Source organism: Enterobacter sp. BNK-8 (assembly GCF_048685095.1).
Lineage (GTDB): Bacteria > Pseudomonadota > Gammaproteobacteria > Enterobacterales > Enterobacteriaceae > Enterobacter > Enterobacter quasiroggenkampii.
The window spans coordinates 2645958-2659414 of record NZ_JBLQTN010000001.1 but is presented as its reverse complement, the minus strand read 5'-3'; the positions used below and the strand labels follow the sequence as shown (position 1 = coordinate 2659414).

The following is a 13457-nucleotide window of genomic DNA, read 5'->3' as shown; positions in this document are numbered from 1 at the left end:
CGGGGCTACAGCTGAGGACTCCTGCCATGCCTGATAGCCATCGCGTTTACAGTTACTCCGCCGTCCTGATGGGGTCACCCATCCTCCTGAAGCTCTTTTCCCATGACGAAGCCCTCGCGTCCCGCGTGTTTCGCCTGATCAAACAGTATGAAGACCTGCTCACTGTCAACCGCGCGCACTCGCAGGTGATGGACATCAACCATGCGGCCGGCCAGCATCCGGTCACCGTCAGTCGGCCAGTGTTTGATCTGATCCGCTGTGCAAAAGCGGCAAGCCTCCTCAAGGACAGCGCCTTTAATCTGGCAATCGGTCCGCTGGTGAAGCGCTGGAAGATTGGTTTTCAGGGGGACAGCGTTCCGCCTGCCGATGAAATCACGTCGCTGTTGGCAATTACCCGTCCAGAGGATGTTCTCCTTGATGAGGCCAGCAGCAGCGTGTTTCTGACCCGGGCGGGGATGGAGATCGATCTGGGGGCGATTGCCAAAGGCTATATCGCCGACAGGGTGCGGGATTACCTGCGTAAAGAGGGCGCTGAGCTGGGGCTGATTAACCTTGGCGGAAACATTCAGACCTTAGGCTCCCCGGAAGGGGGCTGGAGCGTTGGGCTGAAAAAACCGTTCGCCGGGGATGCGCTGATCGGCACGATGGTCGTCGAGAACCTCTCCGTCGTGACGTCGGGAACGTACGAGCGCTACTTTGAGCACAACGGCAAACGCTATCACCACATTCTCGATCCGCGCACCGGGTATCCGCTGGACAACGAACTGGACAGCGTGACCATCATTTCAAAAGATTCCATCGATGGCGATATCTGGACCACGCTGATGTACGGCATGGGCGTGGAGAAGGGCTGCGCCGCGCTGCGTGCGCGTCCAGACATAGAAGCGATCTTTGTGACCAAAACAAAAGAAGTGGTGTTCTCTTCAGCACACCACTTCCGCTTTACCCTGCTGGACGATACCTACCGCGTTACTGGCAGTATTGCTTGAGCAGGCCCGTCTGCTCCGGCTGGAGACGGTAGCGATACACCGGACGCCCGGTAGCGCCGTAGTGAATGCTGGTGAACAGAATATTGATTTGCGCCAGCCAAATCAGATATTTGCGGCAGGACACGCGGGAAATATTGACCGCGTTTGCCAGGTCATCAGTAGAAAACTCCGTCTCCGGGTGTGCGTCAATCCACTGGCAAATCGTGCGCAGCGTTTGCGGCGTTAACCCTTTCGGCAGCTTTTTGCTGTCTGCCAGTTCCGGTGCCCCGCCGTGGATCAGACGGTCGACGTCCGCCTGCTCGTAATACTGATGCGACCCCATCAGGCTGTGCTTTGCCTTCCAGCCGTTCAGCGCCTCTTCAAAGCGCGGGAACTGGAACGGCTTTATCAGATAATCCACCACGCCATAATGGATGGAGGTCTGGATCGTGGCGGCGTCGGCGGCCGAGGTGATCATGATCACATCGATTGGGCGGCCGGATGCTCGAATGACGGGCAGCAGATCCAGCCCGTTATCCTGCTGCATATAGACATCCAGCAGCACCAGATCGACAGGATGGCTGGGGTCATTAATGATGGCCTCGGCCTGGTTTAGCGTGGAGGCGACGCCACAGCAGGTAAAGCCTTCAACACGGTTGACGTACAGACGGTTGAGGTCGGCCACCATGGCGTCATCATCGACAATTAATACATTTATCACGCGATATTCCTCTCGCTATCCCAGGGGATGTGAACAAAAAATTGGGTAAATACGCCGGGCTCAGACTCGACGCTGATATCGCCGCCAAGGTTCTGAATCTGCTGGCGAGCAAGGAACAGCCCAACGCCGCGGTTGTCGCCTTTTGTTGAGAAGCCCTTTGTAAAAATAGACTCCAGCTGAGTGGGATCAATGCCGGGGCCATCGTCGCTGACTTCACAGCTGAGCCAGCCATTTTGATAATGCAGCAGCAGGCCAATCTCACCTTCCTGCTGTCCTTCCATCGCGTCGAGCGCGTTTTCAATGAGGTTGCCCAGCGCGGTGATCAGCACCGCGACCTGCTCTTCACTTGCGGTATCCGGTATCTGGCTTTCATCCGCCAGCGTCAGGGTGACGCCCGCTTCTTTCGCCCGGTTGATTTTACCCAGCAGGAACCCGGCTACCACCGGGGATTTTACCTTGCTCTGTATCGTACCGATATCCGTCTGGTAATGATGTGCCGTCTGCAGGATGTACTCTTCCAGCTTGTCGTAGCGCTTCATGTGCAGCAGGCCCAGGATCACATGCAGTTTATTCATAAACTCGTGTGTATGGGCGCGCAGGGCATCGACGTAATTCACCATGCCATCAATACGCTGCATCAGCTGGCTGATTTCCGTTTTATCACGGAAGGTGGTGATGGCGCCGATCACCCGATCCTGACTTTTTACCGGGACCATGTTGCACAGCAATAGCCGGCCGTTGCAGCTGATCTCCTGATCCTGGCGCGCGATGCCCGTCTTCGAGACGTCACGCAGGCTGGCCAGCAGGGGGGCGCTGGTGTTTTCGGTCTGCTTGCCGGACGGGAGAAGCAATATTTCTCTGGCGGTCTGATTAATCATCGTCACGCGCCCGTGAATATCAACGGCCAGCACCCCCTCACGAAGCGACTGCAGCATCGCCTGGCGCTGTTCGAACAGGGCGGAAATTTCATAGGGTTCGAGTCCGAACAGGATGCGTTTCAGGACCCGCACCAGACCCCAAATCGCCATCGAACTCATAAAAATGCTGAACAAAATGGTCCAGACGGCGTTTAGCCGCCCGCGGGTAATCTGCTCTTCCACCTTATTGAGGGAGATACCGACCACCACCACGCCAATCTGCTCGTGCTGGCCGTCGTAGACGGGGGTAAATACGCGCAGCGCTTCGGCGAGCGCACCCCGGTTAACCGATACGTTCTCTTTGCCTTCCAGCGCGGGCGTTAAATCGTCGCCGATAAAATGCAGCCCCAGCAGCGCCTCGTTCGGGTGAGAATAGCGGATCCCGCGCATATCGGTGACCACGGTGAACAGCAGATCGTTTCGTTTCGTCACCGCCTGGGCGATGGGCTGAATAATATTCTCCTGCGGCGCCTGCATCAGGCCGCGCTGTATCTCGGGGCTGTCGGCGAGGGTGCGGGCAATGCCGAGCGCGGTGTCTTTGACATCATCGCGTGTGGCGCGGGTGATTTGCACCGAATAGAGCGCAAAGACCACCAGCAGCACTGAACCGATAATCGCGCATACCATCAGCGTGACCAGCGTATTGAGTTTCATGGGGCGCTTGCGCGTCGGAAGGAAAGGCTGCAAATCGCTCATCAATACTCCGCGATGATTAAGTAAGGGGGTAATTATCGCCGATGACGCGCTTTTCTTAAAGCCATGTAAAGGCGTGGATTTGGTCCTCTTTTCGTGACCCTCCTCGCAGGTCATCTATATAAAACACTTTATAGTGTGTGGGTACTCATAATAAGGAGGCTGTTTATGAGCATTCTGCTTACCGGTTCGGTCAAGGAAAGACGGCACGCCAGCACGATGAATATCGATCGATTGTCCACGCTGGACATGCTGAAAGTCATTCACCAGGATGATGCACTCATTTCTGCTGCGCTCACCCCTTGCTTACCTGTGATTGCCCGCGCGGTGGATAACGCTGCCGCGACCCTCAATCACGGTGGCCGTCTGGTGATTGTCGGGGCGGGACCGTCTGGTCGGGTCGCGCAACAGGTTGCTGATGACTATGCGCCGGGCAAAACCCCTGTGGTGGCCGTCACGGCAGAAGAGGGGGAAGGGAGCTACGAGCGCGGCGTTGCCGATCTGCAGGCCATTAAGTTTGGTGAACACGATATGATGCTGGCCGTGACCGTCAGCGGAAAAACACCGTGGGTGTGGGGGGCAATGCGCCATGCATGGTCGCTGGGGGCGCCGGTCGCCGTTATTACCGGTGATGCGCAAAGTGAAGCCGCGCAGCTGGCGAGTATGGTTATTGCTCCCGAACTGGGGGCCGATGTGGTGGCCGGCTATCTCAACACCAAAGCGGGGATTGCGCAGAAAATGATCCTCTCGATGATCGCTACCGGGCTGGCCGTTCGAACCGGACGCGTTTACAGCAACCTGCGGGTGGATCTCGAGGCAAGCAGTACCAAATGGGCCGAACGCCAAATCGCCATTGTGATGGAAGCAGGGGGATGCTCCCGGGCGGAGGCAAAAGCCGCGCTGGAGAGCTGTAACCATCACTGTAAAACGGCGGTATTGATGGCGCTGACAGGGCTGGATGCGTGGAAAGCCCATGAACTGCTGGCGCAGAATAACGGGTTCATCCGCGTGGCGCTGCAGGAAGCGCCATAACACAGACCGCGAAGAAATAAAAAAGGCCGCAGATGCGGCCTTTGGTATTTTTAAAGATTAGAACTGGTAGGTCATGCCGACGCCAACGATGTCGTCGGTGGAAATACCGTTGGCTTCGTAGAAGCTTTCATCGTTATCCAGCATGTTGATTTTGTAGTCAACATAGGTGGAGAAGTTCTTGTTGAAGCTGTAGGTCATGCCCAGGTCGATGTAGTTAACCAGGTCCATGTCTCCATGCTGACCCTGAGGGTTGCTGGCGTTGCCTGGATAGGTCATGTCCTTGCCCTTAGAGTAAACCCATGCCAGGGATGGACGCAGGCCGAAGTCGAACTGGTACTGTGCTACCGCTTCGAAGTTCTGAGTCTGATCCGCGATACCATAATCACCGTATGGCGTCATGTTGCGGGTTTCAGCGTACATCATTGCCAGATAGACGTTGTTGGCGTCGTATTTCGCGCCAAGGGTCCACGCTTCAGCTGTTTTACCGCTCGCATAATGCGCGTTGTATTGGCCTGCCGCTTCCTGCTCATTAGTACGATCAGAAGAAGAGTACGCCGCACCCAGGCTCAGGCCGGAGAGATCGCCTGAGAAGTCATAGGAGGTAGACATACCGAAGCCGTCACCGTTCTGGAAACGAACGCTGTTATGTCCGTTTTTGGTGCCTTCCTGATTTTCATCAGCGTTAGCACCTTCATTCGCACCCTGATACTGCAGCGCGAAATTCAGACCTTCAACCAGACCGAAGAAATCGCTATTACGGTAGGTTGCCAGACCGTTGGCACGGCCATTCATAAAGTTATCGGTCCAGGTGTAAGAATCACCGCCAAATACCGGCAGCATATCGGTCCAGGCTTCAACGTCGTACACGACGCCGTAATTACGGCCATAATCAAATGAACCGTATTCGCCATATTTCAGGCCAGCGTAGGCTAGACGGTTAAAGGATTTGTCACCCGCGCCTTCGGTATCGTTAGCGAACGTTTTATATTCCCACTGACCGTAACCGACCAGATCGCGAGTAATCTGGGTTTCGCCTTTGAAACCAACCTGTACATAGGTTTCATCGCCATCATCACCAGGGTTGTCAGAGAAGGTATGACGCGCGTCAACCTTACCGTACAGGTCAACTTTGTTGCCATTTTTGTTATACATTTCAGCCGCATTCGCTGCGCCTGACATTAATAACGCGGGTACCAGAAATGCCAGAACTTTTCTTTTCATTATATATTCCCTTTAAAGATAATTTATATGAATATATGTAATCACCCTCCGTAATTACAGGCTCGATACTATTCTATGGCTTGTGATTTAGTTTCAAAAATAAATGTAATTAAATTCGATGAAATATTTCAAATTATTTCTATTAATCTCTTTATTTTTCTTGTGAATTATTGGGGTGGATTTATAAGGAGTAATTATTATTAAATATTTCGCAGCGCTATTTTTAAATTCATTTAATTTGGCTATGTTATAATTCACCTTCTTTTAAACAACAGGACATGATGATGGAACTGGCCCGGTGGCAGCATGGCTTTGAGCGCTGGCTCAAGGAAAATCACCAGAACGACGATACTGCACATGATATTTCGCATTTTCGTCGGGTGTGGATGACGGCGCAAAAAATCATGGTTCACCACACGGCCGAGCCGCGGGTGATTCTGGCCGCCTGCTATTTTCACGATATTGTCAGCCTCCCGAAGAACCATCCTGAACGCAGCCAGTCGTCACGGCTCGCTGCTCGCAAGACGAGCGATATACTGCGCCGCGACTTCCCGGACTTTCCACCCGAGCATATTGCCGCCGTCGCGCACGCGATTGAGGCGCACAGCTTCAGCGCCGGTATTGCGCCGCAAAGTATAGAAGCCAAAATTGTGCAGGACGCTGACCGGCTGGAAGCGTTAGGCGCTATCGGCCTGGCGCGCGTTTTTGCCGTCTCGGGCGCACTGGGCGTGCCGCTATTTGACGCGGACGATCCCTTTGCCGATGCGCGTCCCCTCGACGACCGCGCGTTTGCCCTCGACCATTTTCAGACCAAGCTGCTGCGTTTGCCTGATACAATGCAAACGGACATGGGCCGCGAACTGGCACGTCACAATGCCGATTTCCTGATCCAGTTTATGGCGAAACTCAGCGCCGAATTACGCGGCGACTGCCTCGGGCTGGATAGCCAGGTGCTGAGCCGCTTCCGTCGCAGTTTGCGCAACTGAACTGTGGTAATCTGTTCCCAGTCTTTACTCTCCGGTTAAAAGAATGCAGGAAAATCGATCAGTGACAGAGCCCGCGCCCGCGCAGGCTGAGAAATCAACGGCAACGGTGCAGGCCTTACTGCGCCAGCTGTTGGATATCTATGATGCTAAAACGCTGGCCAGCCTGCTGGTGGCGCACGGCGAGAGCCACTGGAGCCCGGCGATCCTTAAACGTCTGCTGACCAGCGAGCGAGCAGGGCGTCGCCTGAGTGAAGGCGAGTTTCGTTGTCTGCAGAACCTGCTTCCGCGTCCTTCTGCCGCACACCCGAACTATGCCTTCCGGTTTATCGATCTGTTTGCCGGTATCGGCGGCATTCGTCACGGTTTTGAAGCCATCGGCGGCCAGTGCGTGTTTACCAGCGAGTGGAACAAGCACGCCGTGCGCACCTACAAGGCAAACTGGTACTGCGATCCGCACGAGCATCATTTCAACGCGGATATCCGCGATGTGACCCTGAGCCATAAAAGCGGCGTGAGCGATGAACAGGCCGCCGAGCACATTCGTCAGACGATCCCGGCGCATGACGTGCTGCTGGCAGGCTTCCCGTGTCAGCCGTTCTCGCTGGCCGGCGTCTCCAAAAAGAATGCCCTTGGACGCGCCCACGGTTTCGCCTGCGATACGCAGGGAACGCTGTTTTTTGACGTGGCGCGCATTATTGACGCCCGTCGTCCGGCCATTTTTGTGCTGGAAAATGTCAAAAACTTAAAAAGCCACGACGGCGGGAAAACCTTCCGCATTATCATGCAAACGCTGGATGAGCTGGGTTATGACGTGGCCGATTCAGAGGACATGGGCGCGGACGATCCTAAAATTATTGATGGGAAACATTTCCTGCCCCAGCATCGCGAACGTATCGTGCTGGTGGGCTTCCGCCGCGATCTCAATCTGAAAGGCGATTTCACTCTGCGTGATATTCCTTCTCTGTATCCCGAGCGTCGCCCCACCGTGGCCGATCTGCTGGAACCCGTCGTCGACGCGAAATTTATCCTGACCCCGGTGCTGTGGAAATACCTCTACCGCTATGCCAAAAAGCACCAGGCGAAAGGCAACGGCTTCGGCTTTGGGATGGTAAACCCGAACGATCCGCACAGCGTCACCCGCACGCTGTCTGCTCGCTACTATAAAGACGGCGCGGAAATCCTGATCGACAGAGGCTGGGACAAGGCGCTGGGTGAAAAAGATTTCGACGATCCGCACAACCAGCGCCATCGCCCACGGCGCTTAACGCCGCGCGAATGCGCCCGGCTGATGGGCTTTGAGACGCCGCAGGGTTATCGCTTCCGCATCCCGGTGTCGGACACCCAGGCGTACCGCCAGTTTGGTAACTCGGTGGTGGTCCCGGCGTTCGCGGCTGTCGCAAAGCTGCTGGCCTCGCGCATCCGACAGGCGGTGGCACTTCGTCAGGGTGAGGCCGTCAATGACGGATGTTCACGATAAGGCCACGCGCAGTAAAAACATGCGTGCCATCGGCACGCGTGACACCGCCATTGAAAAGCGCCTGGCCGCGCTGCTGACGCAGGCGGGGTTTGACTTCCGCGTGCAGGATCCCACCCTGGCGGGGCGCCCGGATTTCGTCATCGACGCCTGGCAGTGCATCATCTTTACCCACGGCTGTTTCTGGCACCATCACGACTGCTACCTGTTTAAAGTCCCGGCGACGCGCACCGATTTCTGGCTGGATAAGATTGGCAAGAACGTCGAGCGCGACAGGCGGGATCTGGCCACGCTGATGGCGCAGGGCTGGCGGGTGCTGATCGTCTGGGAGTGTGCGCTGAGAGGCAGATTAAAGCTGAACGATGCCGATCTGAGCGAACGGCTGGAAGAGTGGATCTGCGGCGGCGGCCAGACCGCGCAGATCGACACGCAGGGCATTCACCTGCTTACGGTTTCTCCACCTCGCAAGGCGTGACCACCGGTTTTGCCGGCAGCAGATATTTGCCCAGCGTGACCAGCACGACGGCAAACACGATGATGCCAAGAGCAATCCATTCCACAGGTGAGAGCGTTTCTCCCCCCAGTCCTGTTCCGAGCAGTACGGCCACGACCGGGTTGACGTAGGCGTAGCTGGTGGCGACAGCCGGAGAGACATTGCGGATCAGGAACATATAGGCGTTAATGGCGATGATAGAGCCAAACAGCGCCAGGTAGCCAACCGCCAGAAAGCCCGACAGCGGCGGCAGGGTCGTCAGCGTTTCTCCCGTCAGCGCGGAAGCCAGCAGCAGGACAATCCCCGCGGCGAGCATCTCAATCGCACCGGCCATCATGCCGGTCGGCAGTTCGATACGCGACCCGTAGACGGAACCAAACGCCCAGCTCATCGAGCCAATCAGGATAATCACCGCGCCCCACGGATTGCCGCTCAGGTTGCCGCCGCTGTTGAGCAGAACAATGCCGGCCAGGCCAATCCCAATCCCAAGCCATTCCAGCTTGCGGGTGCGGATGCCGAAAAGGCGGCTAAAGCAGAGGGTAAACAGCGGTACGGTGGCAACGACCACGGCGGCGATCCCGGACGGGACGTTCTGGTGCTCGGCAATCGTCACAAACCCGTTACCCACCGCCAGCAGCAGCAGGCCGATCAGGGCGGCATTCAGCATCGGGCGTAGCGGGGGAAGCTTATGCCCGCGCAGGAGCAGGAAGGCCAGCAGCAGGATGCCCGCCGAGAGGAAGCGAATCCCCGCCATCATCAGCGGCGGCCAGCTCTCCACGCCGATGCGAATGACAAAGTAGGTTGACCCCCAGATGATGTACAGCGAAAAGAGTGCCCCGATGAGCGGTAGCAATTGCCGGAAACGCATAATCCCTCACGACGAAATAAAAAGTTCGCTGATAGTAAACGCGAAAACTATCTCGCTGGCGAGCCCTTTAATTGTGTGGCAGATGTGAATTTTTTGTTGACGTAAGGTGCCTGTTTCCGGGTTGGCGCTTTTGCTCCATACTATTCACTTAATTACCAAAAAATGAAGGATTAAGATTTTGGCAGGAAGTAGCTTATTAACATTGCTGGATGATATTGCCACCTTACTGGACGACATTTCAGTGATGGGTAAACTGGCGGCGAAGAAAACCGCAGGCGTGCTGGGCGATGATTTATCGCTTAACGCCCAGCAGGTGAGTGGGGTGAGGGCAAACCGTGAACTGCCGGTGGTGTGGGGCGTGGCGAAAGGCTCCTTCCTGAACAAGGTGATTCTGGTGCCGCTGGCGCTGCTGATCAGCGCGTTTATTCCCTGGGCCATCACGCCGTTACTGATGATTGGCGGGGCATTTCTCTGCTTCGAGGGCGTGGAGAAGGTGCTGCACTCCTTTAGCTCGCGCAAGCAGAGCGATACGCCGGAGGTGCGCCAGCAGCGTCTTGAAGCGCTGGCCGCGAAGGATCCGAAAACCTTCGAGCGCGATAAGGTCAAAGGCGCTATTCGGACCGACTTTATCCTGTCTGCGGAAATCGTCGCGATTACGCTGGGCATTGTCTCTGACGCGCCGCTTCTGAATCAGGTCCTGATCCTCTCCGGCATCGCGATTCTGGTCACCGTGGGCGTGTATGGTCTGGTGGGTCTGATCGTCAAGCTGGACGATATTGGCTACTGGCTGGAAGAAAAGTCGAGCGCGGTAGCAAGAGGCATCGGCAAAAGCCTGCTGGTGCTGGCCCCGTGGCTGATGAAGAGTCTGTCGGTGGTGGGCACGCTGGCGATGTTCCTCGTGGGCGGCGGAATTGTGGTTCACGGCATTGCGCCGCTGCACCATGCCATCGAACATTTCTCCTCCACGCAGGGGGCCGTTATCGCGGCGATTCTGCCTACGCTGCTCAATCTGGTGCTGGGCTTTATCATTGGCGCTATCGTCGTCGCGGCGGTGAAGCTGGTTGAGAAAATTCGCGGCACGTCGCACTAATTGTTACCCGCGGCAGGATGCAAAAAGACCATTCCTCGTCTAAATTGAAACAGTTTCACCCTGATACAGGAGGCAGGTATGGTCTTTTTGGTCAGTGATGAAGTTAAGCCTAAGAAGGGCGGCCCACGTATGATCGTCACCGAGTATTCCAGCGGAATGGTGGAATGTCGGTGGCACGATGGCTATAGCATCAAGCGGGAAGCATTCCGTGAAGATGAGCTTCAGCCGGGTGACGGGCAGCACCAGCGGGACAAGGCTTAATCACATAACGCCCGGCTTTGCCGGGCGTTTTTATCTCAGGTTTCGGGTAAAGAGCAGTAATCAGGGAGTGTGTGTGCAGCGCGATACCTTTGTTGTAAGACAAACTTTTTTGCAATGGCTGCATAAGCGTAGCAATCCGGGGCGGATTGTTAATCTCTGTTTTCTGATCGTTCTGGTGTTTTCCACGCTCCTGACCTGGCGTGAGGTGGTGGTGCTGGAAGAGGCGTACATCTCCAGCCAGCGCAACCATCTGGATACGGTGGCCAGTTCGCTGGACAGGCAGTTACAGAACAGCGTCGACAGGATGCTGTTATTCCGCCAGGGCATTCATGATGCAATCGAGACGCCGCTGGCCTTTGATGTCTTACAGGATGCGGTGTCACGCTTTAATACCGTCCGCATGCTCCCCACCTGGCAGCTTGCCGTTGATAAAAAGCGCACGCTTCCCCTTAACGGGGTCTCGGATGCATTCGTGGATAAAACCACCCTTCTGAACCGGGACGCTGAGCGCATCAGTCATGAAATTTCTGCCGCACTCGAAGTGGGGTATCTGCTCAGGCTGGCGTCATCGAGAGCACAAACAGAAGCGCGGGTGATCTACGTCTCTCGCGCCGGTTTTTTCCTTTCCACGGATACGCCGGACCGGGCGGGCGATATTACCGCCCGCTATTATCATCTGGTCACGCAGTCCTGGTTTACCCAGCAGTCAGAACGTAACAATCGCGCGCGCGCCGTGCGCTGGTTTATCTCTACCCCTTCATCCTGGACCGGGGATGAACGAACGATCACCGCCAGCGTCCCCATCTATTTCGATCACTACTGGTACGGCGTCGTGGCGATGGACTTTACCTTAGACACGATGCAGCGTCTGCTGACCGACGCGACGGAAGACCGGACGGAGGGGGAGTATCAGCTGTACGATACCCGGCTTAATATGATAGCCACCTCTGCCCACGCGGGAAGCCTGGTTAACCATTTTGACGAACGCGAAACGGCGCAGATTGCCCAGGCGATTGAGCATGATACCGGCGGCGGGATCCGCCTCGGGAGCCGGTTTATCACCTGGGAGCGGCTCGATCACTTCGATGGCGTCGTCCTGCGGATCCACACCCTGCATGAAGGGGTGCAGGATGATTTCGGCAGTATCAGTATCGTGCTGGCGCTGCTGTGGGCACTCTTTACCGCCATGCTGTTGATCTCGTGGCTGGTGATCCGTCGGATGGTGAGTAACATGTATACGCTTCAGCACTCCCTCCAGTGGCAGGCCTGGCACGATCCGCTGACACGGCTCAATAATCGCGGCGCGCTGTTCGACCGCGCCAAATTGCTGGCGGAAACCTGCCGCCAGCAGGCGCTGCCGTTCTCGGTGATTCAGATCGATCTCGACCATTTTAAAAGCATTAATGACCGTTTCGGCCATCAGGCCGGTGATAAGGTGCTTTCCCATACGGCAGGCGTGATTGCCAGCGCGTTACGCAAGAATGATGTGGCCGGACGCGTCGGCGGAGAAGAGTTTTGTGTGGTCCTTCCCGGCATTGGTCTGGAGGAGGCGAGAGGCGTCGCTGACCGCATTCGTTGCCGAATCACCAGTAAGGAGATCCTGGTGAAGAAGAGCACCACCCTGCGCATCAGCGCGTCGCTGGGCGTCAGCAGCGCGGATGAAATGGGCAACTACGATTTTGAACAGCTGCAGTCCGTGGCGGACGTCAGACTCTATCAGGCTAAGCAGAGCGGGCGTAACCGGGTCGTGTGGCGGGATCAGGACAGGAAGTGATCCAGCCCTTCCTGCCAGCCTGCCGGGCCGGTCTGTTGGGTGTGATAGACCCGCTCAGGGTTATCGTCCCGTAGCGTGATGCCCTGGCGGTTAATCCCCTTGATGACCACCGCGAAGTCCATGCTGTCGAGCAGCGGCGCATCGTTAGGGCCATCGCCGAGCCCCAGCGTGGTGGGCTCGATCTCGTCCTGTTCGCGATACTGTTCAATCAGCCAGTTAACCGCCACGTCTTTACCGCAGCGGGCGTCGAGAATATGCCAGAAGCGCGCCCCCTGCAGACACTTGAGGCCGATGTGCGCCAGCTGCTCTTCAAACTGGACCAATTTCTCGTCGGTATCGCGCCAGATGAGCGTGACGGAGGCTTCATGCTTGCGGGCAAGCGTCGAACGGAAGCGCGTCAGTCCGGTCCACTCGCTGATAACGTGCTCATCTACATCGTCAAAGGTGGTGAATTTAAAGCCCGTCTGCAGACGAATCTGCTCGATTCGCGGGCGAATATCCCGGTGCGTCATCCCCCGGATCTGACGCTGGACCTTATCCCAGCGCACGTCAGGCTGAATTACCGCGCCGTTCTCGGCAATAAACGGCAGGCCTTCCAGCCCCAGATCCTGCTGAATATCGAGCATCTCTGCCGCGGTTTTGCTGCTGCAGAGAATAATCGGAATCTGGTTATCCTGTAGCCTGTCCAGCCAGGGCATGGCGGGTTGCCAGTCGTAGGTATGCATATCCAGCAACGCGCCATCCAGGTCAGAAAAAATCAGCAAGGTATCGCGCAGTGAAGGCATAGTGACTCCCGATGACGGTAGCGTTTCGTTCTAAGAAAATTCCTAAAAAATAACCGAATTGTTAACAGATGAAATGGGAACAATCCCTGGCAAACCCGCATTCGGCGTAAGTTATTGCTCATAACGAAAAGCATTATGTTAAAAATATTATATTCATCATAAGAATATATGCTT

General features: G+C 56.1%; 13 protein-coding genes. 8 read left to right on the top strand and 5 right to left on the bottom strand.

Annotation, left to right across the window (positions count from 1 at the left end):
- Positions 1–26 precede the first annotated feature (26 nt).
- Positions 27–989: an FAD:protein FMN transferase gene (locus ACMGGU_RS13005; protein WP_048223892.1), complete on the top strand. Its 963-nt coding sequence runs from the start codon at positions 27–29 to the stop codon at positions 987–989.
- On the opposite strand, the gene dcuR is transcribed toward ACMGGU_RS13005, so the two are convergent.
- Complete coding sequence (dcuR, locus tag ACMGGU_RS13000; RefSeq protein ID WP_045908149.1) at positions 970–1689, bottom strand: two-component system response regulator DcuR; 720 nt, start codon at positions 1687–1689, stop codon at positions 970–972. The genes ACMGGU_RS13005 and dcuR overlap by 20 nt on opposite strands.
- The gene (locus tag ACMGGU_RS12995; protein WP_048223891.1) at positions 1686–3302 is read right to left on the bottom strand and encodes a sensor histidine kinase; all 1617 of its coding nucleotides are present in this window, start codon (positions 3300–3302) and stop codon (positions 1686–1688) included. The genes dcuR and ACMGGU_RS12995 overlap by 4 nt, the downstream gene beginning before the upstream one ends.
- Before the next feature lie 165 nt (positions 3303–3467).
- Between ACMGGU_RS12995 and ACMGGU_RS12990 the strand changes: the two genes are divergently transcribed.
- Positions 3468–4331, top strand: a complete 864-nt coding sequence (locus ACMGGU_RS12990; RefSeq protein ID WP_048223889.1) for an N-acetylmuramic acid 6-phosphate etherase — start codon at positions 3468–3470, stop codon at positions 4329–4331.
- 57 nt (positions 4332–4388) lie between these two features.
- Here the strand turns inward: ACMGGU_RS12990 and ompC are convergent, their stop codons facing one another.
- Complete coding sequence (gene ompC, locus ACMGGU_RS12985; protein ID WP_325841193.1) at positions 4389–5552, bottom strand: porin OmpC; 1164 nt, start codon at positions 5550–5552, stop codon at positions 4389–4391.
- A gap of 284 nt (positions 5553–5836) precedes the next feature.
- Here ompC and ACMGGU_RS12980 point away from each other — a divergent pair, with 284 nt between their 5' ends.
- The 3 genes from ACMGGU_RS12980 to ACMGGU_RS12970 all read left to right on the top strand — a co-directional run bounded on the left by ACMGGU_RS12980 (position 5837) and on the right by ACMGGU_RS12970 (position 8487).
- Positions 5837–6538 (top strand): phosphohydrolase, encoded by a 702-nt coding sequence (locus ACMGGU_RS12980; protein ID WP_252076961.1) that lies wholly within the window; start codon positions 5837–5839, stop codon positions 6536–6538.
- Positions 6539–6599: 61 nt separating this feature from the next.
- Positions 6600–8015 carry a DNA cytosine methyltransferase gene (locus ACMGGU_RS12975; RefSeq protein ID WP_350223604.1) on the top strand — a complete coding sequence of 472 codons (1416 nt, stop codon included), beginning with the start codon at positions 6600–6602 and terminating at the stop codon, positions 8013–8015.
- Positions 7996–8487, top strand: a complete 492-nt coding sequence (locus ACMGGU_RS12970; protein ID WP_048029388.1) for a very short patch repair endonuclease — start codon at positions 7996–7998, stop codon at positions 8485–8487. Before ACMGGU_RS12975 ends, ACMGGU_RS12970 begins: the two co-directional genes overlap by 20 nt.
- On the opposite strand, the gene yedA is transcribed toward ACMGGU_RS12970, so the two are convergent.
- Positions 8459–9373, bottom strand: coding sequence for a drug/metabolite exporter YedA (gene yedA, locus ACMGGU_RS12965; protein WP_262801481.1), 915 nt, complete (start codon positions 9371–9373; stop codon positions 8459–8461). The two genes, ACMGGU_RS12970 and yedA, sit on opposite strands and share 29 nt — an antisense overlap.
- 178 nt (positions 9374–9551) lie before the next feature.
- Between yedA and ACMGGU_RS12960 the strand changes: the two genes are divergently transcribed.
- From ACMGGU_RS12960 to dgcQ, 3 genes are all read left to right on the top strand, one after another.
- Positions 9552–10463, top strand: a complete 912-nt coding sequence (locus tag ACMGGU_RS12960) for a DUF808 domain-containing protein (RefSeq protein WP_048223883.1) — start codon at positions 9552–9554, stop codon at positions 10461–10463.
- A 78-nt stretch (positions 10464–10541) separates the two neighbouring features.
- On the top strand, positions 10542–10724 hold the full coding sequence (locus tag ACMGGU_RS12955; RefSeq protein WP_420300627.1) for a YodC family protein: 183 nt from the start codon (positions 10542–10544) through the stop codon (positions 10722–10724).
- A gap of 73 nt (positions 10725–10797) precedes the next feature.
- Complete coding sequence (gene dgcQ / locus ACMGGU_RS12950; RefSeq protein ID WP_420300626.1) at positions 10798–12498, top strand: cellulose biosynthesis regulator diguanylate cyclase DgcQ; 1701 nt, start codon at positions 10798–10800, stop codon at positions 12496–12498.
- Here dgcQ and ACMGGU_RS12945 read toward each other — a convergent pair.
- Positions 12483–13283, bottom strand: coding sequence for a mannosyl-3-phosphoglycerate phosphatase-related protein (locus ACMGGU_RS12945; protein ID WP_420300625.1), 801 nt, complete (start codon positions 13281–13283; stop codon positions 12483–12485). The genes dgcQ and ACMGGU_RS12945 overlap by 16 nt on opposite strands.
- Positions 13284–13457 lie beyond the last annotated feature (174 nt).